Source organism: Mongoliibacter ruber (assembly GCF_003003005.1).
In the GTDB taxonomy this organism is placed as follows: Bacteria; Bacteroidota; Bacteroidia; order Cytophagales; family Cyclobacteriaceae; genus Mongoliibacter; species Mongoliibacter ruber.
This window is the reverse complement of record NZ_PVTR01000009.1, coordinates 142,799-167,332: the sequence shown is the minus strand read 5'-3', so window position 1 is coordinate 167,332 and position 24,534 is coordinate 142,799. Positions and strand designations below refer to the sequence as shown.

22 protein-coding genes are annotated in these 24,534 nt (G+C 38.2%); 21 read left to right on the top strand and 1 reads right to left on the bottom strand.

What is annotated here, in order from left to right:
• The first annotated feature begins 239 nt into the window (after nucleotides 1-239).
• A complete protein-coding gene (locus CLW00_RS15635) occupies nucleotides 240-608 on the top strand; it encodes a DUF2200 domain-containing protein (protein WP_106134633.1) in 369 nt (122 codons plus the stop codon).
• A 31-nt stretch (nucleotides 609-639) separates the two neighbouring features.
• Here CLW00_RS15635 and CLW00_RS15630 read toward each other — a convergent pair whose 3' ends face one another.
• Nucleotides 640-3,840 (bottom strand): chemotaxis protein CheB, encoded by a 3,201-nt coding sequence (locus tag CLW00_RS15630; protein ID WP_106134632.1) that lies wholly within the window; start codon nucleotides 3,838-3,840, stop codon nucleotides 640-642.
• A 604-nt stretch (nucleotides 3,841-4,444) separates the two neighbouring features.
• On the opposite strand from CLW00_RS15630, the gene htpG reads away from it, so the two are divergent.
• The 20 genes from htpG to CLW00_RS15530 all read left to right on the top strand — a co-directional run bounded on the left by htpG (nucleotide 4,445) and on the right by CLW00_RS15530 (nucleotide 24,295).
• Nucleotides 4,445-6,328, top strand: a complete 1,884-nt coding sequence (gene htpG, locus CLW00_RS15625; RefSeq protein ID WP_106134631.1) for a molecular chaperone HtpG — start codon at nucleotides 4,445-4,447, stop codon at nucleotides 6,326-6,328.
• 422 nt (nucleotides 6,329-6,750) lie between these two features.
• Nucleotides 6,751-7,413, top strand: a complete 663-nt coding sequence (locus CLW00_RS15620; RefSeq protein WP_146131436.1) for a hypothetical protein — start codon at nucleotides 6,751-6,753, stop codon at nucleotides 7,411-7,413.
• A gap of 359 nt (nucleotides 7,414-7,772) precedes the next feature.
• The gene (locus CLW00_RS15615; protein WP_106134629.1) at nucleotides 7,773-8,924 is read left to right on the top strand and encodes a 6-bladed beta-propeller; all 1,152 of its coding nucleotides are present in this window, start codon (nucleotides 7,773-7,775) and stop codon (nucleotides 8,922-8,924) included.
• 166 nt (nucleotides 8,925-9,090) lie between these two features.
• Entirely contained in the window at nucleotides 9,091-9,462 is a 372-nt protein-coding gene (locus CLW00_RS15610) for a hypothetical protein (RefSeq protein ID WP_106134628.1), read from the top strand.
• Between the two features lie 76 nt (nucleotides 9,463-9,538).
• Entirely contained in the window at nucleotides 9,539-9,955 is a 417-nt protein-coding gene (locus CLW00_RS15605; RefSeq protein WP_106134627.1) for an RrF2 family transcriptional regulator, read from the top strand.
• A gap of 73 nt (nucleotides 9,956-10,028) precedes the next feature.
• Nucleotides 10,029-10,301: a DUF2061 domain-containing protein gene (locus CLW00_RS15600; RefSeq protein WP_106134626.1), complete on the top strand. Its 273-nt coding sequence runs from the start codon at nucleotides 10,029-10,031 to the stop codon at nucleotides 10,299-10,301.
• On the top strand, nucleotides 10,276-10,980 hold the full coding sequence (locus CLW00_RS15595; protein ID WP_106134625.1) for a phosphoadenylyl-sulfate reductase: 705 nt from the start codon (nucleotides 10,276-10,278) through the stop codon (nucleotides 10,978-10,980). The genes CLW00_RS15600 and CLW00_RS15595 overlap by 26 nt, the downstream gene beginning before the upstream one ends.
• A 396-nt stretch (nucleotides 10,981-11,376) precedes the next feature.
• Nucleotides 11,377-12,276, top strand: coding sequence for a sulfate adenylyltransferase subunit CysD (gene cysD / locus CLW00_RS15590; protein WP_106134624.1), 900 nt, complete (start codon nucleotides 11,377-11,379; stop codon nucleotides 12,274-12,276).
• 348 nt (nucleotides 12,277-12,624) lie between these two features.
• Complete coding sequence (locus CLW00_RS15585) at nucleotides 12,625-13,881, top strand: sulfate adenylyltransferase subunit 1 (RefSeq protein WP_106134623.1); 1,257 nt, start codon at nucleotides 12,625-12,627, stop codon at nucleotides 13,879-13,881.
• Nucleotides 13,882-14,019: 138 nt separating this feature from the next.
• Entirely contained in the window at nucleotides 14,020-16,122 is a 2,103-nt protein-coding gene (locus tag CLW00_RS15580) for a HEPN domain-containing protein (protein WP_106134622.1), read from the top strand.
• Entirely contained in the window at nucleotides 16,119-16,889 is a 771-nt protein-coding gene (cobA, locus tag CLW00_RS15575) for a uroporphyrinogen-III C-methyltransferase (RefSeq protein ID WP_106134621.1), read from the top strand. Before CLW00_RS15580 ends, cobA begins: the two co-directional genes overlap by 4 nt.
• Before the next feature lie 235 nt (nucleotides 16,890-17,124).
• Nucleotides 17,125-17,715 (top strand): precorrin-2 dehydrogenase/sirohydrochlorin ferrochelatase family protein, encoded by a 591-nt coding sequence (locus tag CLW00_RS15570; RefSeq protein WP_106134620.1) that lies wholly within the window; start codon nucleotides 17,125-17,127, stop codon nucleotides 17,713-17,715.
• A gap of 422 nt (nucleotides 17,716-18,137) precedes the next feature.
• Nucleotides 18,138-19,346 (top strand): ankyrin repeat domain-containing protein, encoded by a 1,209-nt coding sequence (locus CLW00_RS15565; RefSeq protein WP_106134619.1) that lies wholly within the window; start codon nucleotides 18,138-18,140, stop codon nucleotides 19,344-19,346.
• A 27-nt stretch (nucleotides 19,347-19,373) separates the two neighbouring features.
• Nucleotides 19,374-20,738, top strand: coding sequence for an ankyrin repeat domain-containing protein (locus CLW00_RS15560; protein ID WP_106134618.1), 1,365 nt, complete (start codon nucleotides 19,374-19,376; stop codon nucleotides 20,736-20,738).
• Nucleotides 20,739-20,788: 50 nt separating this feature from the next.
• Nucleotides 20,789-21,349 (top strand): hypothetical protein, encoded by a 561-nt coding sequence (locus CLW00_RS15555; RefSeq protein ID WP_106134617.1) that lies wholly within the window; start codon nucleotides 20,789-20,791, stop codon nucleotides 21,347-21,349.
• A complete protein-coding gene (locus CLW00_RS15550) occupies nucleotides 21,346-21,759 on the top strand; it encodes a hypothetical protein (protein WP_106134616.1) in 414 nt (137 codons plus the stop codon). Before CLW00_RS15555 ends, CLW00_RS15550 begins: the two co-directional genes overlap by 4 nt.
• Entirely contained in the window at nucleotides 21,759-22,484 is a 726-nt protein-coding gene (locus CLW00_RS15545; protein ID WP_106134615.1) for a hypothetical protein, read from the top strand. Before CLW00_RS15550 ends, CLW00_RS15545 begins: the two co-directional genes overlap by 1 nt.
• Before the next feature lie 12 nt (nucleotides 22,485-22,496).
• Nucleotides 22,497-23,297: a hypothetical protein gene (locus tag CLW00_RS15540; RefSeq protein WP_211300204.1), complete on the top strand. Its 801-nt coding sequence runs from the start codon at nucleotides 22,497-22,499 to the stop codon at nucleotides 23,295-23,297.
• Nucleotides 23,298-23,374: 77 nt separating this feature from the next.
• Nucleotides 23,375-23,569, top strand: coding sequence for a hypothetical protein (locus CLW00_RS15535; protein WP_106134613.1), 195 nt, complete (start codon nucleotides 23,375-23,377; stop codon nucleotides 23,567-23,569).
• 12 nt (nucleotides 23,570-23,581) lie between these two features.
• Nucleotides 23,582-24,295 (top strand): SMI1/KNR4 family protein, encoded by a 714-nt coding sequence (locus CLW00_RS15530; protein WP_106134612.1) that lies wholly within the window; start codon nucleotides 23,582-23,584, stop codon nucleotides 24,293-24,295.
• Nucleotides 24,296-24,534 lie beyond the last annotated feature (239 nt).

Below are 24,534 nucleotides of genomic sequence, written 5' to 3'. Positions count from 1 at the left end.
GAAATAAAATGGAAATATGATAGAAATACGGTAGAAATATTGTAGAAATAAGATAGAAATTGGAGCTTTAGGGAAGCTTTCTAAGCGGAAGTAATTCAGGATAAAGAGGAAATATTGTGGAAACACGATGGAAATAAGGTAGAAGTATTTCAGTGCAGCCATGTCTCACCGTAGCTATATTTCTGCCATATTTTATCAAGAGGAAATTTAAGTTTTGCAAACCAAAAAAGACAAATTTTATGAAAGCAAGCGCCGAGCACAACGAAAGGATGGCTAAAATGACTTTTGCTTCTGTCTACCCACATTACCTGACCAAAGTGGAAAAGAAAGGCAGAACAAAAGAAGAATTGCATCAGGTTATTGAATGGTTGACAGGTTTTGATGATAAAAAGATCGGGGAACTAATTGATGAAAAATCAACCTTTGAATTTTTTTTTGAGCAAGCTAACCTAAACCCTAATGCATCCTTGATAAAAGGGGTAATATGCGGATACAGGATAGAAGAGCTTGAAAATCCATTGACCAAGCAAGTAAGGTATCTTGACAAACTTGTCGATGAACTGGCTAAAGGTAAAAGTATGGTTAAAATTTTAAGAACTGACAGATGAAATACACAACAATTTTTAAAAGTCAACTAACCTAAAGCCCATCAGTACAGTTAAAGTAAACTTTGAAAGTTGAACCTTTTCCGAGTTCACTTTCAACCTCAATGCTACCTCCGGCGAGCGTTATAATCTTTTTTACAAGGTACAAGCCAACTCCGCTACCTTCTACATGGTCATGTGCTCGTTTGAATTTGGCAAAGATCTCTTGTTTTTTGTTTTCAGGAATGCCCAAGCCATTATCCTGAACCGAAAGGATTATACAATCGTCCGATAAGACGGTACTGATCTTTATTTGAGGAGCACGGTCAGGAGAGCAATATTTAACTGCATTGCTCAAAATATTTGAAATGATACTCCTCATGTTTTTTCGCGAGAAGGGTATTTCCGGTACTTCGATATCCAGATTGATCTTGGTCCCCGATGCTTCAAGTTTATCCTTCATACTGAACCTGATTTCATTCAACATATTCTCAAAATTGATTTTTTCCACTTCTTCAATTTCACTCTCAATCTTGACGATATCGGAAAGTTCATTGATGATATGCCCAAGATTGGCAGTGGAGAGTATGGCCATGTCCATAATCTCGTGTTCTTCTTCAGAACTGTTCCGTAATGAATTTTTTAATATTGAAATTAAAGATTGTAGGTTGTTGAGAGGAGATTTTAAATCGTGGGACACAGAGTAAATAAAGGTATTGTGGTCCTCATTTATCCTGGAAAGTTTGTTTTGTACTTTTTTCAATTCCGTGATATCATTGAATGTAATGATGGCACCTGCATTTTCATTGCCACGTTGTTTGATATAGGGGACACACATCATTTGATACCATTTCCCATCCTGAGTCTGCACCTCTTTTTTTATGGTTTCCGCGTTTGAAATCACACTGCCTATATCATTCATAAGGGTTGAAAACCTGATGTTGGTAGAAATATCACTTATAGGTCTCCCCAAATCACTTTCTTTCAAGTTGATTTGTAAAATGGCTGAAGGGGTGTATTTCCTAAGGATTAGGTTTCTGTCCACGTATAGCTGGGCATTTATTGTCGACTTGAAATAGTTGTTCAGGTCATCATTCAATTCCGCCAGTTCCCTGATTTTTAATTGATGCTCGTTGTTCACAGTCTGCAATTCTTCATTCACAGATTGCAATTCTTCGTTTGTACTTTGTAGTTCCTCATTACCTGAAATCAGTTCTTCATTGTAGGAAGAGATATTTTCTTTGGAGATTTCCAGCGCCTCAAAAGCATCTCTTAGTTTGTCTTTGGTTTCTGCCAATTCAAGCCTCAAATTCTCTAAATAGCGTGCGGAATGTTCATCAATTTCAAAGATCTCAGTATCATTGGAGTTTATGTTTTTGATCTTTTTCTCGCTAAATAAGACCAAAAATATATTTTGAGATGTATGATCCTCTGATAAAAAGGGTCTTACAAGCAGGTTTATAGAATGTATTGCTTCATTTTTTTTGAATTTCACCTCATTGATCGTGGCTTTTCTTTTGTTACTCACTGCTTTTTTTAGTGTTGTGGAGGTGGCCATGGCAACTTCTTCCTGCAACATTTCAAGGAGATTGAAATTAAAAATTTTTGGAAGCAGGAATTTTTCATAATTCCCTGAAGTTTGGATGATCTCAAAATTTGCATCTACCCAAATTCCAGCCTCATATCCAGATTCTTCCAGAAGCGTTTGATTGGTGAATTCTGACAAGTTGTTATTAGCCTTACTTTTTTGTGTGGCAGCATTCCCCTTAGGATTTACCATTTGTTTTCCCAGTCCCGGAGTGCTATAGGTGGTGTTTCTTAAGTTATGGGCTACTTCGCTACTCTTGTAGACCTTCCATTTTTTGTCTCTTTCCTCAAAAGATTTTTTTAACTCACCCAAACTCTCACTTGGCCCTAAAAATAAATAGCCGCCTAAATTCAGGCAAAAGTGTAAAGAAGCCATGATTTTCCGTTGCAAAATAGGGTTGAGGTAGATCAAGAGATTCCTGCAACTAATCATGTCAATTTTTCCGTATGGGGGCTGTTTGATGATGTCGTGTTGTGCAAAAATGATCATTTTGCGAACGTTGTCACGCACCCTATATTTATTGCCTTGCCTTATAAAAAAGTTATCAAGCCTTTCTTGTGAAATGTCATTTGTTATTTTATTGGAATAGACCCCTTTAGAAGCATGTAGTATGGCTGATTTGTCAATATCACTTGCGAAAATTTTGACTTCTAGGTTTTTTTTAAGTTCGGTAAGTACTTCCAAAATCAGGATGGCAATCGAATATGCCTCTTCCCCGGTAGCACATCCTACCACCCATATTTTTAAAGTATCTACCTGCAACTTTGAATCAATGATATCTTTTAAAACGGTGTCTTTGATTACTTCAAACGCTTCCTTATCTCTGAAAAAGCGGGTGACACTGATCAGGAAATCATTTGCGAGATTGTTTGTTTCACTAGGGTTTGCCTTCAGAAATTCCGTGTAGTCTTTAAGCAATGTAATGTTGTTCTTACTCATCCTTTTTACTATCTTTCGGATAATGGTAGGACGCTTGTAGTCGGAAAAATCAAATTGGGTATGTTCCTGAATCAAGTTATGGATGTTGACCAACTCATCTTCATCAACTTCTGTGATTTGGTTGTTGAAATTGATTTCCAAAGATTTTTGCCGGAGGTAAGTAATTATTTCCTCAGGGATCAATTCCGGAGGTCGGATAGTATCTACATTTCCTGATTCTATCGCACTGATAGGCATTCCGTTAAATTTCGCACTTTCAGGATCCTGTACAATTACATAACCATTGTTGCTTTTGATTGAAGCAATTCCTTTTGTCCCATCGGTACCTGTGCCGGATAGAATTATGGCTATACTTTTCTCACCTAAGTCATTTGCCAATGAATCAAAGAAAATATCTATTGCAGTATTTGCCTGTAGTGCCCTGCTGTCTGTGAGCAACAATCTTCTGTTTTTGATTGTCATGTTTTTTCCCCTGGGCATTAGGTAGACGCAATTTGGTTTGACCAACATTTGATTTTCTGCAATTGAAATTTTCATTTTACTGTGGCTGGCAAGTAATTCTGCCATAAAGCTCTTATGGTCAGGGGAAAGGTGCTGTATAATCACATAGGCAACGCCATCTTCTGGAGTGTGGTCGAATAGCAAGTGGATAGCTTCCATGCCTCCAGCTGAGGCCCCTATAGCTATTATGAATAAATCATGTTGAAGGTTGTCGGTATCAGTAAGCATTTTTTAGCGTTTTATAATGGGGCGGCAAAGGTTTTAACTTGTTGGCACTCGAATAAAAATTCTTCTTTGATGCAGCTATTTTTTGGAATGGTCAATCAATAAAAATCGATTGGCTATCAGTAGTTATAACATGCCCAAAATGTAATATTTCGATAAGTTTAGTGTATTGAAAATCAAGTATGTTATTGAATTTCATATGGTTGTTACATCTATTTTGGTTTGGGGTCGATTCTGATGATTTTATTCAATTTAAAATTTGAAAAACGATGATAAAAAATAGGCGAGCTTATCGCCGAAGAACAGAATCAAGAGAAATTGACCAATTTTATTGTGGAATATCATTTCAATTATCCTTTTTTCGCAGTCAATTTTTCTCACGTTTGTTTGACTTATTTTACTCTCTCATTTTCCATTTTTGTTGGATTTAATAATGTATCGTTATGATCAAATAATAGCTTCCAAAGTATGTGCGGTTAAGACTATCTTTCTTCGGTAAGACAGATATTATAAAAACTGCCAAATTGACATTTTTTACCCTTTGGAACAGGCATTGATAAGGCTGTATTGTCAAAATGTTTATCAATAATTAAAATTCTATATAGCTATGCAGGAAAAAGGTACCATCTCGATACATACCGAGAATATTTTCCCGATCATCAAGAAGTTTTTGTATTCAGATCATGAGATTTTTCTCCGCGAATTGGTTTCCAATGCCGTGGATGCCACACAAAAAATCAAAAGGCTGGCTACATTAGGTCAGTACACCGGTGAGCTTGGAGACACTACCATCGAGGTAGCCTTTGACAAGGACAAAAAGACCCTTACCATTTCCGACAGAGGTTTGGGTATGACTGCCGAGGAAATCAAAAAATACATCAATCAGATTGCTTTCTCCGGTGCTACAGAATTTGTAGAGAAATTCAAAGACGCCAAAGATGCGAATGAAATCATCGGTAAGTTCGGTTTAGGTTTCTATTCAGCCTTTATGGTGGCTAAAACAGTAGAAATCAATACCCTTTCTTACCAGGAAGGTGCTCAGCCGGCAAGATGGACCTGTGACGGAAGTACAGAATTTGAAATCAGCGAAGGCGACAGAAAAGAACGTGGAACTGAAATCATTCTTCATATCAATGATGATTCTGAGGAATTTTTGGACAAGTGGAAGCTTCAGGGAATTCTTGACAAATACTGCAAATTCCTTCCTGTTCCAATCAAATTTGGAACAAAGACAGAAAGTGTAGAAGACGGCGTAGATGACAAAGGTGAGAAAAAGTGGAAATCTGTAGAGGTTGACAACTTTATCAATACCACAGCTCCTATTTGGACCAAATCTCCAAGTGATTTGAAAGATGAAGACTACCTCGCTTTCTATAAAGAGCTGTATCCAATGAGTGAGGATCCATTGTTTTGGATTCACCTGAATGTAGATTATCCTTTCAACCTAACAGGAGTACTTTATTTCCCGAAGGTGAAAAACGATTTTGAGTTCCAGAAAAACAAGATCAAACTTTTCAGCCGTCAGGTATTCATTACCGATGAGGTAAAAGATATTGTGCCCGAATTCCTGATGTTGCTCCACGGTGTGATCGATTCTCCAGATATTCCGCTGAACGTATCCAGAAGTTTCTTGCAGGCTGATGGCAATGTGAAGAAAATCAACAATTACATCACCAAAAAAGTAGCCGATAAATTGGGTGAACTCTTCAAGAAAGACAGAAAAGTCTATGAAGAGAAATGGAATGACATCGGTCTTTTTGTCAAGTATGGTATGATCAGCGAAGACAAGTTTGCCGAAAAAGGCAAAGACTTCACTTTGTTGAAAAACACCAAAGGGGAGCTATTCACTTTCCCTGAATACAAGGAGAAGGTCAGTGCCATACAGACAGACAAGGAAGGCAATACCATTTACCTTTACGCTACTGATGCGGATAAGCAGGATTCATTTATCCAGTCTGCCAATAAAAAGGACTACGATGTGTTGTTGATGGATTCTCCAATTGATAGCCATTTTATCCAGCATGTGGAAACAAAAGAAGAGAAAACACAGCTTAAAAGGGTAGATGCCGATGTGGTGGACAAGTTGATCCAAAAAGAAGACAGTTATGAAAATCTATTGACTGAGGAGCAGTCTACTAAAGTAAAAGAGATCTTTGAAAAGGCCATCAACAGTCAGACGTATTCAGTAGCAGTAGAAGGGCTTAGCCCGGAAGAGCTTCCGGTGACAGTGACCATGGATGAATTTATGCGCAGGATGAAGGACATGGCCCAGATGGGTGGAGGCATGAGTTTCTACGGTGCCATGCCGGACAACTACAAGGTAGCGATCAATGGCAATCACCCAGTGATCGATAAAGTCCTGAAAGCTGAATCAGAAGAAGATCAGACCAAATTGGCCAAACAAGCTTTTGATTTGGCATTGCTTTCTCAGGGATTGCTGAAAGGCAAAGACCTGACGGAATTTGTCAAAAGAAGTGTGGAGTTGATTTAATCCCCCTAAACCCTTGAGGTCTTCAAGACCTCGAGGGTTTTGTGATTTCAGCTGTCTGCCAAATTATTAAAAGCAGACACAATATTAGATCAAGATCTTCTGCATTTTGGTTCCGATAGGTTTTAGAACCTAAAGGTCAAATCATATTCCTTTGAGTCAGCCACGGCAGATTCAAGGGAATTTTTATTACCTAAAAGCATCCCGCTAACTAACATTTAAAATCCTGCCTTTGACCAAAGCTTTGAATAACTTCATTGCCATTTTTTTTATTTAAAAGAGATATTCGTAATGTTTTAAAAATCCCCTTTACATTTGCCTTCCTTTTCCTTCCATTTTCGGCATAAATTTTCCTTTTTGGGAAAGCATTTAACCCTACTTTATCAAATTAGAAATATATAGCCAGGTGGAATTTCCGCCCTTTTATGATGAAAAAATATGTCTTCCTTCTTTTTATTCCTTTTCTGATTTCCTGCAAAAACACCAAGTTTTTTCCGAGGCAGTATTGTAGTGTTTGTCTTCAAAATGCTGATTTGGTCTTACTGGACTTTAACATTCCAGAATTATCTTACAGAGAAGAACAACGCCTTTATCAAATTATTGAAAAACAATTTGCCAAAAGAAAGGATATCAAATTCGGGCTTTTGGAAGACTGGGACTATGAAATCATCGCCAATCAAATAAACCCTGGAGAAACAGCTAAATTAAAAGAGATTCTGGGTATAGACTATATACTGCAGGTTGGATTAAAAGGCTATAAAAATTCAGAAGGTTCTGATTGGTTGACTCCAGATGAAAATCAAGGACTATATCCCACGCCAAGAGTCCCTGTAACTTCCAATTCAACCATCGAAATGAAACTTATAAACACTGAAACAGGTAGGGGAGTATTTACTTTGGACTTGCTTACCCAGACTATCGAATATAGTAAGGACACTCAGGACGGTTCCGCTTTTTATTTCGATTCAGGTACAGTATGGGGTTCTATGAAAACAGGCACGCGAAGAGGAAGCAAATACCTACTTGCTGATTGTCGCTGTCCAAAAGGCAGCTATATCAGGTGGAGTAAGATTTTGCATTGGTTGTAGTTTCAATTCAAGAAAAACTTTCGAGGATTTTTTTATCTTTAAACTCAAGTTAAAATCAAAACATACAAAAACACCCCTTTCTTTATCAATATTTAAACGTTCATAGACAAATTTTTAATACCAATCCTTTTTGATTCATTTAGCTAACAATCAAATGCTTACCGCAAGACAAATTCCATTCAAATTAGAATTTTTCTTCCTGTAAATCAATGGTTTAACAATTGTAATGAAACGTTTTTTAGTTTAAAACTTGACAACTAAGTCATTTTTTTTAATTATAGAAGAATTAGTTTTTACCGGTAAATATTTTAATTCAGGCTTTTGATAGTCAGATGTTTTTTCATTAATTAAAAATAAATATGAGAATTTCATACATTTTATTGACTTTGCTTGTAATTTTTATTTTCAATTCGTGTTCCACTGATTCATCAAATGAGTACGGGTTAATTGAGGTGGATTTAAATGAAAGTAGAACAGGAAAATATTCTGATTTCTTTGAGTCAATTGATTATAAAATACTAAAGACCAATGAAATAAATCCTTTGGTTCGCCCCTATTCAATTAGATTTTCAGATTCTTTGATTTTTGTGCAGGACATGGTTCAGAATCATATTTTAATTTTTAACTCAAAGGGTGAAAATATATCTACTATTAAAAATGTGGGGGATGGTCCAAATGAATACAGAAGTATTGACGATTTTCAATTGAGCAATGGAAATTTATGGATAAAGGATGGTCTTGCCCAAAAAATGCTAAAATTCAGCTTGGAAGGGAATTTAATTGAGACCCAAAAGAACGAATTCCTAAGAGGAAATTTCTTTAAGTGCGATGAGTTCATCCTTTATTACCTTAACAATGATCCGGATTATAATGGAAGAATTTTAAAAGTCAAGGACAAGGAAATTGAAGAATTTGTTGATATGGATCAATGGCTGCAAAAAAGAATGGTTTCTCATATCAATGGATTCATAAACCCTAAGGGTTCAAATTCAATTTACTTTATGCTGCCTTTCACCTACGAAATTGCAGAATTCAATAGGTCAAGTGGTGTTCTAAGAAATCTTTACAGATTTGATTTTAAGGAATTTAATATTCCAAAAAGGATAAGGGAAGAGTTTGGTGAAATAAAAGGTGAATTGGACTATGCAGTTGAAAATTCGGCAGTATATGACCTAAGCAATTTTCTTCCTATAGGTTCTGGTTATTTAGTATTTCTCCGACAAGAATCCGGAAAAAGCCATTTCATATTTTTAAACAGTGAGTTTGGTGTAGAAAAGCAATTTTCTCAGTTTGACAATGATTTGGATGGTTTTGTAATTAAAAACATGCCTTGGACATTTTCTGAGGGTAAAATCTATTTTACGATGCATTCAAGGCAATTTTTAAATGAGTATAAAATTCAATTTGAAGAAGGTTTAAATTCAAATCAAAACATTCATAAATTCTACGATGAAAACATGGAGTATTTTGATGATGAGAATTTGGTATTGATTGGATTGACTGTGAAGTAATCAAAAAAAGGATTCTAATTTTTTGCATTTATATGCAACAAGCCCTTGAGTTCTTCATGAATTCAAGGATTTTTTTATGCTCAAAAAAAATTCTAAAATTAGAGAAATCTCAGTTTAAGCAAGACAAATTCAACCAAAATCCCGTCTTGTCAAAAAACGGATAACCATGAAATTATTCTGTACTGTATTCTTCCTCTTTTTTACTATCCGTGCAGCGGCCCAGCAAGATCATGGAAGTTTATCAACTTTACTTTACCCCGAGGTTTATTTGGTGATAGACCTGGAAAAGAAACAAGAATTGCCTTTGGTGGAGGTGATGGCCTTTTGTGAAGAATTGGAATTAGGGTGGATTGAAAATGAGGAGAAACTGGTCTTGTTTAAGGTTTTTCCTACAGCAATTGGAGTTGAAAAACACAGTCTCGATATTCAGGAAGCCTTAATCGAAAATCCAAAACTAAACCCTTTGTCTTTTAAAATGTATGGCAGGGAATATCTGCCAGCCCGATATCATGCTATAGTATCATTAAAAACACTTTAGGCAATACCGAAATGCTTCTTTTTCGACTTTCAGCCGCTTACTTGCAAGGCTACTTTTTTCCCCTATTTTTGTAACCATGCTATCCAAAAAAACCAAGTATGCTTTTCATGCCCTGACTTATTTGGGCAAACACCGTGATCAGAAGACTGTATTGATTCAGGATATTTCCGAAGAATATGGCATTTCACATAAGTTTTTGGAAAACATACTCTTAGAACTCAAAAAAGCCGGTATCCTGGGCAGCAAAAAAGGAAAAGGTGGAGGCTATTACCTGATCAAAGATCCCAAAGACGTCCCCCTTTCCAAAGTCATCAGACTACTTGATGGCCCTATTGCTTTGCTTCCTTGTGTCAGTCTCAACTACTACGAACCTTGCGTAGAATGCAAAGATGAGGTCAAATGTGGACTAAATAAGGTCATGATCCAAGTCAGGGATGAGATGCTCAATGTGCTGGAAAACAAAACCTTAGCAGATATTTTGGACAAAGAATAAAATTTTTTCCCTAATTACCCTATCTTTTTTATAGGTTTTATATACTTTTGTTATTCTGACATTGGAAAAGTATATGATTCTAGATCAACCTATCAAAAAATGGTTTGTAAACAGCAAAGGGCAAGACAGTAATGTCAAGAGCTTTTTGAAATCCATTTCCTGGAGAATAGTCGGGACACTCGACACCATGGTGATTTCCTTTTTTGTCACAGGACAATTGGTCATGGCGCTATCCATTGGCTCCATAGAAGTAGTAACGAAAATAGCCTTGTATTACCTGCACGAAAGGGCATGGGAAGGGGCCACTAAAGTCAAAAAAGATGAGCCTGAAAACGAATTTGCGTAGCCTTGGTGAAAAACTCGATGCACTCAATCCTGTAGAAGGGCTTGCGATGCTGTCTGACCTTTTTCCTAGCAAAGTGGTATTTTCCACTTCTCTAGGTCAGGAAGACCAGGTCATCACGCAGATGATTGCAGACAATAAGCTCAATATCCATATTTTCTCCTTGGATACAGGAAGACTGTTCCCGGAGACCTTGGATCTGATCGCCAGGACTGAGCAGAAATACCGCACACGCATTGAAGTGTTATATCCTGAGAGAAGATCGGTAGAGCCCCTAGTCACTAAGAATGGAATCAATGGATTCTATGAATCTGTAGAAAATAGAAAAGCCTGTTGCTTTGTCAGAAAAGTGGAGCCACTGCAGCGTGCACTTGCAGGTAACAGCATTTGGGTAACTGGTCTGCGGGCAGAACAAAGTCCAAATAGGTCGTCCATGAAAAGAATTGAATGGGATGAAGGCAATCAGATTATCAAATTCAATCCCCTCTTGGATTGGACTTACGATCAGATGCTTGACTATATCAACCAAAATAAAATCCCATATAATCCCCTTCATGACAAAGGCTTTATCAGCATAGGCTGTGCGCCCTGTACCAGAGCCATTGAACCCGGTGAGGATCCACGAGCCGGCAGATGGTGGTGGGAAGAGTCGAAAAAGGAGTGTGGGTTGCATGCGAGATGAGTGAGAAAGGATGAAGGATGAGGGAAGAAGGATGAAAAGGTGAGAATGGGTGAAGGGTGATCCTCAAATAGCCAGAAGCGAGAAAAAAAGTGACACTGGTTCAAGACTTCAGTCTTGGACCATAAGCTCGCAGTCTTCTGACTGCTCTGAAATGCTCTAATAATATGCTGCAAGAGACTCAGTATCCAGATCAAGGCCCCAACCCCGAAGGGGTTAAACCTTGATTAGCCCCGGGTTGCAACCCGGGGAATCAGGTTTAATCGAATAATAACAACCCTGAAGGGGTTGAACTGATGCCTTAATCAGTATAAAAGAAATGGGCAATGAGATAAAACATGAAAATGATGGCTGTCGCAATTTTCGACAAAAATCAAAAATCGTAAATCAAAAATAATTATGTCAAACCTATTAGTACCAAATCCCAAGGAAGCGGAATCCATCCATATCCTGCGGGAAGTAGCGGCTCAGTTTGAGAAACCGGTGCTGCTTTTTTCGGGAGGGAAGGATTCCATTACCTTGGTCAGGTTGGCTCAGAAAGCTTTTTATCCTGCAAGGATTCCGTTTCCATTATTGCATATCGATACGGGACACAATTTTCCCGAAACAATAGCTTTTAGGGACAAATTGGTGGCCGAGCTTGGTCTTGAACTGATCGTCCGCAATGTGCAGGATTCTATAGATGAAGGCAAAGTAACCGAGGAGCGAGGTAGATATGCAAGCCGAAACACCTTACAGACCACCACGCTTTTGGATGCAATCGAAGAATTCAAGTTCGATGCCTGTATAGGCGGAGCAAGGAGAGATGAGGAAAAAGCCAGGGCCAAGGAAAGGGTATTTTCGGTAAGAGATGATTTTGGCCAATGGGATGAAAAAAACCAAAGACCAGAGCTTTTTGACATGCTCAATGGGAAGATAGAACAGGGGCAAAATGTCCGTGTATTTCCTATTTCCAACTGGACAGAACTGGATGTTTGGGAATATATCAAAACTGAAAATATCGAAATACCTTCCATTTACTTTGCACACAAGCGGGAAGTCTTCTTCAGAGATGGGATGATCTGGACAGCTAATGAGCACGTTTTCAGAGAAGAACATGAACAAGTCGAAGAAAAAATGGTGCGTTTCCGTACCGTTGGTGATATGACCTGTACAGCAGCCGTATTGTCCGAAGCCACAAGTTTGGACGCAGTAGTGGATGAAATCAGGGCTTCCACCATTTCTGAAAGGGGGGCAAGAATCGACGACAAACGGTCGGAAGCAGCTATGGAGAAAAGGAAGAAGGTAGGGTATTTCTAGAAAGGATGAGGGAGGTAGGATGAAGGATGAAAAGATTAGAGTAGATGGAAGGGGATTATTAAGAAGCGAGCCCCGATAACTATCGGGGTAGAAGCGAGATGCGAGATACAAGAGACAAGAATCAAGATTCAAGACAGGTGTGACCTTTGAGGTTTTTAAAACCTCGAAGGTCTAAACCATAAAAACTGCATTCCCAAATGGTTCAAGACTGAAGTCTTGGACCACAAACTTGCAGTCTTCAAGCTACATAGAATTAAGGGACAGACTCATAAAGCTCATCTCTCACAATTTTCGAATTAAAAATATTTCTTGGCGCCTTAGCGTCTTTGCGAGAAAATAGAATTTGACATGGAAAACAGAAAACTCATCAAAATAGCAACGGCAGGTTCGGTGGACGATGGCAAAAGCACCTTGATCGGTCGCTTGCTATATGATACCAAATCACTGACAACTGATAAGTTGGAGGCGATTGAGAAAACCAGCAAGCAAAGGGGCTTCGACTACCTTGACTTTTCCTTGGCTACAGATGGTTTGGTAGCAGAAAGAGAACAGGGTATTACCATCGACGTGGCCCATATCTATTTCAATACCGAAAAAACAAATTTCATCGTTGCAGACACACCAGGACATGTAGAGTATACCAGAAATATGGTGACTGGTGCATCCACTTCCCAAGTAGCCATTATCCTTATTGATGCCAGAAAAGGTGTGATTGAGCAGACTTACAGGCACTTTTTCATCAGCAATCTGCTTCGTATCAGCCATGTTGTAGTAGCCATCAACAAAATGGATTTGGTCAATTATGACGAGGATGTATACCTTCAAATCAAAGATGATTTTGAAGCACTCGTGGAGAAAAGCAATTTCAAATCTGAACAGATAACCTTTATTCCTATTTCGGCTCTTAAAGGTGAAAATATAGCCAGCAAATCAAAGTTGATGCCTTGGTATCTCGGCAATACCCTCTTAGATCATTTGGAGGTGTTGGAGCCTGAAGATTTGCAGGAAAGTGCATTGGCGAGATTTCCGGTACAGTATGTTGTAAGACCCAAAACAGAAGCATTTCACGATTTTAGGGGATTTGGTGGAAAGCTTTATGGTGGAAATCTCAAGGTCGGAGATGAAGTGACTGTCCTTCCTTCCTTTACCACCTCCAAAATCAAAACCATCCAATTCTTTGATCAAGAATATCAAGAAGCCACCCCCGGCTCCTCTGTGACCATTACTTTGGAAGATGAAGTCAATATCAGTCGTGGTGACATGTTGGTAAAGTCCAATGAACTCCCGTATTCTGAAAAATCCATTTCTGCAACCGTCTGTCAAGTAAACAACAAGCCGCTGAAGATTGGTCAGAAATATACCCTGCAACATGGTGTTAACCGTGTTCTTGCGAAGGTGGAGGCCATTTCATCCAAGGTACATACAGACTTTTCGGGAGAAGAGTCCACGGATCAACTTGGCCTCAATGACATTGGGAAGGTAAGTTTCAGACTTAGCAAGCCTATTCATTTCGACAAGTACTCAAGCAATAAATCCAATGGCAGTTTTATACTGATTGATGAAGGAAGTTTTGATACCCTGAGTGTTGGGTTCATAGAATCTTAGATTTAAGATTTAAGATTTTAGAATCAAGAAACTAGATCTTGATTCTAACTTCTCGGCTCTCGTATCTCGCTTCTTTAAACAAAAAAATAGCAATTCAGGCTTAATAAACCTACTAAACCTATAGAGAATAAATAAAAAATGGAAAGCTTCAGAACAGAAATAGAAAATCCCATAGTCCAAAAAGACATCATAGAGCTCGAAAAGAAAATTAAGCTCTTCAGAGATGGGAAAATCGATGAGGAAAAATTCAGAAGTCTTCGTCTTGCAAGAGGAGTATATGGACAGAGACAGCCTGGCGTTCAGATGATCAGGATCAAACTTCCTTATGGAAAAGCTACTGGTGATCAGTTAGTGAGAATATGTGAAGTTTCGGAGAAATATTCCACTGGAAAGCTGCATATCACCACAAGACAGGATATTCAAATCCACTATGTGAGTTTGGACGAAACACCACAACTATGGGCTGACCTCGAAAAAAGCGACGTAACCATCCGTGAAGCTTGTGGTAATACTGTACGTAATGTCACTGCTTCAGAAACTGCCGGAGTAGATCCAAAAGAACCTTTTGATGTCACGCCATATGCAGATGCTGTTTTTCAATATTTTCTAAGAAATCCAATCTGTCAAGAGATGGGTAGAAAGTTCAAGATGGCTTTTTCAGCTTCAGAAGAGGATACGGCATTGAGCTATCTTCATGACCTTGGTTTTATTCCTCAGGTAAAAATTGAGGAAGGAAAGTCCTCCCGTGGATTTAAGGTTCTTCTGGGTGGAGGACTAGGTTCGCAGCCTAGACATGCTGACTTGATCACCGAATTTCTGCCTCAAGATGAGTTGATTCCATTTATTGAAGGGGTTTTGAGGATTTTTGATAGACATGGAGAGCGGGCGAGAAGAATGAAAGCAAGGATGAAATTCTTGATTAATGAAATGGGTGTGGAATCTTTTCTGCAACTGGTAAAAGAAGAACAAAAAGCCTTGCCCTATGGGAAATACCCGATTGATTTTGCTAGCTATGAAGCTTCCAGAGTTCTTTCCAAGCCGGAAGTTCCATTGTTGACGGAGCCTCTATCTCTTAGCTATGAACATTGGAAATTGACCAATGTATTGCCCCAAAAACAGGATGGGTTTGTCAGTATCGGTGTAAAGGTTCATTTGGGTGATTTCAGTACCAAGCAGGCAAGGCAATTAGCTGCCTTGGTTCAGCGCTATGGAAACGACGAAATCCGTTTTACCTTAAGGCAAAATATTCTCATCAGAGATGTTCAAAAGGAGGCTGTCCCTTTCTTTTTCCAGGAACTTCAAAAAATAGGTTTGTCTGATGCAGGATATGATAGTTTTGGAGACATCACCGCTTGCCCTGGAACAGATACCTGTAACCTGGGGATTGCCAGCAGCACTGGTATTGCCAAGGAATTGGAAAAAGTGATTTTCAATGAATACCCGCAGTACCTCAAAAACAAAGATTTGACAATCAAGATCTCAGGTTGTATGAATGCCTGCGGTCAGCATAATATGGCTCATATAGGTTTCCAAGGTATGTCCATGAAAGTCGGGAAAACAGTTTTTCCCGCGCTTCAGGTATTGCTTGGTGGAGGCACCTTGGGCAATGGCAATGGTAGGTTTGCGGACAAAGTGATCAAAATCCCAAGTAAAAGAGGACCGGAGGCCCTAAGGATATTGATCCATGACTTTGAGAGTTTTGGTGAAGATGCTGAAAGTTTCTTGGACTATTACGACAGGAAAGGTCAGATTTATTTCTATGACATTTTAAAAGTACTCACGGATACCAGCACCCTGACTGAAGAGGATCAGGTTGACTGGGGAAATGAGGACGCTTATAAAGTAGCCGTTGGGGTAGGTGAATGCGCCGGAGTGGTAATTGATTTGGTGGCTACCTTGCTTCTGGAAGCGAGAGAAAAGCTCGAATTGTCTGAGGAAGCTTACAAAGAACAAAGGTGGCCAGACAGTATTTACCATACCTATGCAGGATTGGTCAATGCTGCCAAAGCCATCTTGCTCAGCGAAGGAAAAAGCACCAATTCCTACGCCAATATTGTCAAATTGTTTGACGAGACTTTCACTGAAACCGGTAAAATTGAGTTAGGAAATAACTTGGAGGACATAGTTTTCCAAATTAAAACCACAGAACCGAGTCAGGCATTTGCACAAGCATATTATGCTGAGGCAGCGGCTGTTTTTGAAGCGATCAGTCAATATAGAGAAAGGGAGGTTACAGCATGATCAATAAAATCAAACCCAAAGTCACATTGGTTGGTGCCGGTCCAGGTGATCCCGAATTGATTACATTGAAAGCAGTCTTGGCATTGAACAAAGCTGATGTTGTCTTATATGATGCATTGATAGACAAGTCATTGCTCAAGCATGCGCCTGATAATGCGGTGAAGGTATTTGTGGGGAAAAGGGTTGGGAAACACAGTTGCCCGCAGGACGAAACCAACAGATTATGTGTAGAGCATGCATTGAAATTTGGTCATGTTGTCAGGCTCAAAGGTGGAGATCCCTTTGTGTTCGGAAGAGGAGCGGAAGAAATCGACTATATAGAAGCGTTTGGTATACCGACTGAAGTGGTGCCAGGAATCAGTTCGTCAATGGCTGTACCTGCAGCGGTAGGAATACCGGTTACCAAAAGAGGTGTGTCAGAAAGTTTTTGGGTGATAACAGGCACCACTTCGAGTGGCAAAATGTCTCATGATATCACCCTTGCAGCCCAGTCCACGGCCACTATAGTGGTCTTGATGGGGACAAGAAAACTACCGGAAATCACAGCGGCCTACCATAAAGCAGGTAAATCAGAACTTCCTATCGCAATCATCCAAAGTGGTACGACCAGTGAGGAAAAACTGGTAGCAGGAACTATCGAAGATATTCTCCCCAAAGCAGAAAGTGCTGGTATTGCTGCTCCGGCCATTATTGTCATCGGGGAAGTGGTTAGGGAGAGTTATAGGTTGAAGGAGGTTTATGCTGAAGTTGTAAAGGTATCCGTTTAATAAGAATGGATATTTATGGATATTGGATACTGATGGATATTATTTCCAACTTGAATGTATATACCATTCTTTATGGTTCTCGCTCAAATAATGGCGTCAATTCTACATTAAAAGAGGGTTTTGTTTGCTAAAACAGTATGTTTTTGAACCAATATCAATTACTATCTAGTATCAATCAATATCAAATTGATAATATATATTTAATTACAAATGGATTAACTAATGTTTAAAGTTCATGTCTAAAAACCCACTATATCCCATCTTCCTCAAAGTCCATCAACTCAACATCCTCTTGGTTGGAGGTGGATTTGTGGGGACTGAGAAGCTCAGTTTCTTGCTCAAAAGCAGTCCTAATGCGCAGGTCACTGCAGTATCTAAAGCATTTAATGATGAGTTTTTGGAAGAAGCGGGAAAAGCTCCTAATGTCACATTAATTCATGATGCCTACCATGAAAAGTATCTTGGAGGCAAGCATATGGTTATTGCAGCTACCAACTTTCCAGAGATTAATAAGCAAATTCACGATGAGGCAAAGGAAAGGTACATTTTGGTAAATGTAGCTGATACGCCAGCACTCTGTGATTTTTATTTAGGAGGAATTGTCACCAAAGGTAATCTCAAAATCGCCATCAGTACCAACGGCAAATCTCCAACTACAGCCAAGCGCCTTCGGCAGATGTTGGAAGAAGTTTTACCAGAGGAAATCGACGAAATGTTGGACAATCTCAATGCTTACCGAGATACTCTAAAAGGAGATTTTGAATATAAGGTAAAGGCGATGAATGAGATTACTGGACTCTTGGTGGATAAAGGGAAGACAGTCTAAAAATTTAAAATCTAGTTAGAAAAGGTATGATTTAGGACTCTTTCTCTTCAAGCTTTTTGCACCGCATATATAATGTTTTTATATCAAGAGTATACTTTGCCTTTGAGGGTATTGTGCTTAATGTGCTGTGAGATTTCAAGTATACATTTTTTGTCTTATACTTTTGACTTTTCTCTATTCTGGACAATTTAGCCAGACATTTCATCACCTTATTAGGTTTCTATTTTGCTGAATTTTAAAAAAAATGAAATCAGATATTTCTGCTGATTGATTTGGTTGAAATTCAAAATTTGAATGAAAATAATATTTGCGTAGGAACAAATATTGTTTTTTTTAATAATTTGCTCGGGATCGATTGGTTTTTGTTTTGGTTTAAATGCAAAACATAGACATGTTATGGGATTTTTAACTAACCTTTTTTTATGAGTTTATATTCTTTGATATCGAGTGGAAAATTTGATGAGGCAAAAGCTATTTTGGAAAAGGACTTTAGCGTTTTTGAAGCCCTCAAGCCCTTTGAAAAGAATGGAATTGTCCAGCAAAGTCTCAGGACTAAAAACTTTGAAGTTTTAGAAATTCTATTGGAAAATGATGCCTTTACCCTTGATTTATATGAATTGGATAAGTGGTATGGTAGTTTCATCGATGCAGTCTTCGTGAATCTGCCTTTGGTGATTAATCCAGGTGGTTTTGGTCCAAATAGGCCTGTAGTTGAGGATATTCAGCAAGTTGACAAGGAGTCTTTTAGATTTTTTGAAACAGTCTTTTCAAAAATCGAAAATATTGATGAAACGCTAGAGGGTAAAACCATGCTGGAGTATGCTATCAGTAAGAATATTCCCATTCCAGCACTTCAGGTGATTGTAGATAAAGGTTGTCCTGTCAACTATATGGATGCCTCTGAGAATACTCTGTTATTTAGAAAACTGCAAGCACCATTAGTGGGATGGCTTATTGGATTAGGTTTAGATGTCAATCACCAAAACAAAGGAATGGAAACCCCCTTGTTAAAAGCAATTGATTTCAACCAATTGGAAGTCACAAAAATTTTGCTGGACAATGGAGCTGACATGAACGTGAAAGACAAAGAAGGGAATTCTATATTTCATATAGCCCTTGTGGATAAGGTTTCATATGAAATGTTTGAGCTGCTCTGTGAGTATGACCAACCTGATATGACAGCAATGAATAGTACTGGCAGCTCTTTGCTATTCAATTATGTGGATCGTTTATATTCTTCAGGGCCTAAAGAGTTGGAGTATCTAGACAAACTTCTAGAAATGGGAGGAGATATCCATCATGTAAATAAAACCATGTACGGTCATGAAAAAACACCTTTTGAGCTGGCATGTAAAAAGGGGGTTGAGGTGTTTGAAAGACTTTTGAAACACAACACAAGAGATATCAATCATACGGATAATGAAGGCAATACCATACTTCATAAAGTATGTGCGGAAGAGCTTAATTATGATCAAAATAAAGCTAAAGACCTCTATAAAATCACAAAGTTACTTTTAAATAAAGGTGCAAATCCTTCCATCAGGAATACACAAGATAAAACCCCTATGGATTTGGCAATCAATGATAACCTTAAAGACAAAATAGTAGCATTGCTTTTAAAAAATAACTAAACCTTAATCTTTAAAACAACCCGTTTTATGTCAAAATCTTTTTTAATCGCTTGCGAAAATGGCAATCGGAAAATAGCTGAATTATTACTGCAACAAGAAGTAAAGGATGTCAATTATACAAATGAAAAAGGTCGAACGGCTTTGCATTATGCAGCACATAAAGGGTATCTTGAAATCTGTCAAAACCTTGTTGATCGAGGCGCAAACCTTGATTATGAAGACCATCAAGGAGAAACTCCTCTGTATTTTGCTACTTTGCAGAATCAAACCCCTGTAATTAAATATCTTTTACAAAAAGGGGCAAAAACAAGCATTACCGACAAAGTAGGTAACAATCTCCTTCATTTAGCTACGAGAAATGGGCAAAAACCACTTTGTGAACTTTTTCTCGAAAGTGGCTTAGACTTGGAGAGCCAAAACAATCAAGGAGATACACCTTTGATGTTGGCTATACTATCACTGAAAAAAATGTTAGTGGACTTCTTTATAGAAAAAGGAGCTAATGTCTTTGTGAAATCCAAAGCCGGCAACAACCTTCTTCACTTAGCCCTGGGCAGCGGGAATTTACCCATTATCAAAACCCTTTTGGAAAATGGGATTCCAGTCGATGAACCAGATAGCAAATCAGTGACGCCATTGCAATATGCTTGCTACAATAACAATGTAATGCTGGTTCGCCTATTTTTGGAGAAAGGTGCCAATATATTCCTCAATACCCCGAGTGGACTATCACCAATATATTATGTCTGTGCGCATAACCAAAAACAATTGGTACAGCTATTCCTAGAAAATGGATTGGATGTCAATTTTCAAACCCCATCACAAGGTGCAGTGACGGTTGGAAGTTATTTGGATTTTGTGGAAGCAGCTCAGGATATCTCTACAGACAGGCTGTTTAACCTTAGTAGTAGTTACACTTCTGGAGGAGAAAGTCTATTGCACATAGCTACTAAAAATGGCCACCTGTATATGGTGGAGCTGTTGTTGAAAAATGGAGCCAATGTCAACATTCAGGATGAATCTGAAAACACAGCCCTGCATTACGCAGCTTCTTGCGGTAAAAAGGATATTGTTTCATTGTTGATTGAAAATGGGGCGAATGTAAGCCTTAGCAATGCAAGGGAACAAAAACCTTTGGATTACGCGAATATCAAGGGGTATAACGAAATAGCAGCTTTGCTTTTGGGTGAAAGCCACAGTTCAGATAGCTTGCCAAAGTCTGATTCGATAAGTCAAAAACCAGCTCAAATTGTAACTGAAACTAAAACCGAAAGCTTATCCAAAGAAGAAATCAGAGCCAAGCTTAAAGATCTAAAAGAACTCTTTGAAGATGAGCTTATTAGTGAAAAGGAGTATAACCAGAAGAAAAGCGAATTGCTGTCGCATTTATAGAAAAAACTATGTGTCGCTGTTTGACTATGTGGTAAAAAAAAGTATAAAAAATGAGTGACAACTGCCTACATATCGTCCCCATTCACGAGGGAGACTATCCCAACGCTTCGCAAAAAGCCGAAGAAATTTTACAGTGGTTTATAGAAAAAGATATAGTTGAAAACGAGTTGTCTGACTGTACTTTGAGCTCTCAACAAGGCTATCGATTTAAACCCGCTATTGCCGATTTGTTTAAGGATGGTGAAATTTGGGCGTATAGCAAAAGCCTAAAAACCCATGGCTTAGAAATAACATCCGGCACAACCCGAAAGGTTTTTCATCCGATGGAGGGGATGTATCTTGAAATTCATTGCCCACATTGTAAAAACGAAATAGACGAAGAAACGGCTTTTTCTTGGGTTGGAAATTGGGCAAAAGGGCAAAACACCTTTCAATGTACGCATTGCCAAAATAAAGCACATTTAGTACGCTACACCATAGAACCCGAATGGGGATTTAGCAATATAGGCATCACATTATGGAACGCACATTGGGATGCGAAACCAGCGTTTATCAACGTCATGGAGCATTTATTTGAATGTCCCGTAATCCTAATTCAAGTTAGAATATGAAAATGATACTCTTCATACTAATCTATTTTCTTGCATTTGCACTTCCCGTGTACCTTTTTGAAATTACATATAGAAGTCAGTTTACTGAGCTTGAACTTAATTCAGGTGGCATTTATCGTGATGCACCTATTTTTTATCTGCCTCTTTCACTATTTCTTGCCTATTTAGTGAACTGGCTATCCACTCAAATTTCAGGGGAAACAGCATTTCATTTCATCGCTTTAATTGCTTATTCGATATTTTATTTGGGGATGTGTTTCTTTATCGCTGATGAATCCAAGCAATTGCTCGGCACCACTTGGGCTTATAAAGAAATACTGAACGACCTTGTTTTAAGCAAGTGGTATTTCTATGTTTTTGGAAGTTTAGGACTTGCTTTTTTCATTAACTATAATTCAAGTAAGATATAATGAATGAAAATTTAATTGATAGACTCAAAAATTTAGGTCTAGACGAACGATTTCTTTTCAAGAAAGAAGATTTTGAAAACTGGAATTCTCAATTAAGCTATCCAGAGCTAGTCGTTCTTGAAGGGAATGGTCGTTTTTCTGGCTATTTTTATAATGCTGAGTATCCTGTTGAGGTAGTAGATCATCAAAAAAACGTTGAATTTTGTGGTTATAAAGACAGCTATATTCAGTGGGGCGTAGATTTAGTAGCAATGGTGCTCACCCAAACTGATGTTTTGGAAATTCAATTGTCTCACTCCAAATCGGGGATAAAAAAACTATATGTTTACAGAGATCAAAGAAAACCCATAGATTATTTTGGCTTGAAATACAGCCATACACTAACAATGAAGTCGTTTAATTATTATTCCAGAAATGTAGTTCGCTATCCCTTTAATGAAGTAGAAGAGCTTTATATTCCTAGTTTTAATTATGCTTGGCAAAACGACCAAGAACGCTACAAACAAAACACACTTCCTGATTATGTTGTAATTAATGCGAGCACTGAAGGGCTTTTGTACTTGGCTGAAGTTTTTCTAAACTTTGGAAGAGTGCAAGAGCAAAACAATGAAATCAATTTTGAAAGAGTGTCCTCTGGTTTTTTGTTAAACAGTTTAGAAGCCAGGTTTTGGTTGCCTGGTAGCTTATTTTTTTACAACGATAATTTAGAATCACTTAACCCCTAAACAATGAAAAAAATGTGGTTAGCATTATTCGTTTTATTTTTGGTAGGAGGAGGAGTATTTTTTTACCAAATGATCAAACACAAAATTCAAAATTCGATGTGGGAAAAATGGAATTTTCCTTATCTAGATGAAATCAATCATACACGCACTTTTGAGGTTTCAGGATATGAATTTATCAAACTATCCAATCAAGATTTGGGAATGCGTAGTAGAATATTATTATATCCAGAGGAAGATTGGCACTCTGAAAAATTAAGTGGTGACCCACATTTTTGGACACAACAATCAAGGGTATTTTACAATAAAGAAAAAGCCCTTTTTGGAGTGGGTTTACAATATGCAAGCGAATGGATTTTTTTTGATGCCAACGGAGAACTCATAGAAGATCTAACTGAAGAAGATATGCCCCACGGCAACCATGAATCGTGGATAATGGTCGATAATTCACAAAAGTATTACCGCTTTGATGACCAAGAAGCAGCTATCTACGTGGCTTATTTTGCCAAAGAGCGCTACAATTGGTCAAGGCATAACCCCCTTGCGAATATTGGCAGTCCGACAGCCGGCCATGGGAGCTATTGGTGGTGGTTCGGCAATCCTTTTATGAAAGTTCAACTAGACAAAGGCATATTTGTATTCAAAACAGATGGACAAATGGTAGGGGTTGATTCTAAAGCACCAGATTATATGGTGTTGATTGACTATTATAACATTCCAAAGGAGTTTACCAATGGCAAGGAAGTGGTTTTGATATATCAAGATAGGTCCTTTACCAATATGGATTATGGCCTATATATGATTAGAGAAAAATAGCTGGATAGCTGATATTCAGCGTGCTTTGTGGAATAAGGATCAAATCAAACTTTTATAACAATCAACCCTAATTCATCATGACGGTAAAGACCCTAATCATTTTTGTATCTATCTTACTCTTATTGTTTTTGAGCTTTGAAGTCTGGAAGTTCTTTGGTAAGCCTTATTTAAAACTCTCCCTTATTGGAAAAGAATTTATCAGTGAAGCTGATGAACTGTACGCCTTCAACGATGGATTGGAGAAGCCTTATTTACTCGCCAAAAAATACTAGGACTCTAAAACTATGAATACCTTTATACTAATAATTACATTGATAGCTTTAGTAGGTTTTATTTTTTATGCCAAACAAATTAAAAAGTTAATCAAACAAGAACAAGAAGATTTTGAAAATGGGAACCAAATTATGCCTATGCTATCAAACCAAGAACTTTGGGATGCATTAGCCCAAAAAATCAAAACCCTTGCCCCTGAATTTACAATTGAGCTTAATGAAGGAGCAAGTCCCGAAGATTTTCAAAAACTTGAAGACCTTATTGGAGCTAGATTACCCGATGACTTCAAACGCCTTTATGCCTTGCACAACGGACAAAAGAGTTACAATCGGACTTTCTATTACACAGAAGAACTTTTGAGCATTGAACGTATTATTCAAGAATGGTCGGTATGGAAGCAACTTTTGGACAACAAGCACTTCCAACATCCCGATGGCACGCCCTACATCAGCGAGCCACATCCACACATAAAAAACAATTGGTGGAACCCCAAATGGATACCTCTAACTAGCGATGGCAATGGCAACCATTTATGCTTGGATTTAGACCATGCCGATGGAGGGATATATGGGCAAATCATTCAGATGGAACACGGCAATGCAGAGCGAGTGGTTGTTGCTTTTTCAACCGAAGATTTGTTTAACCAATACCTAAAAAAATTAGAAAGTGGCGATCTGTATTATAGTGATGACTATGGCGGTATCGTTGAAAAAAAGCAAGTATAATTACAACATCGGCCGGCTACCATGAGTTGGAATTCCATTCAGGACTATTTGCTTTTTTTATCCTTTTGGATGGGTATTCCTACTTCTTTAACCAAACACTTTCAGACCTACAGGAATTTTGTCCCAGAAAACTTACAGAAACTGGAGGGTCTTTTATTGTGGTAGCAAGCACAGAGCTTATTACCATTGAAGAAGAATAATAAAATTTAAAACCTTTTGTAACTAATGATGCCGGGTGG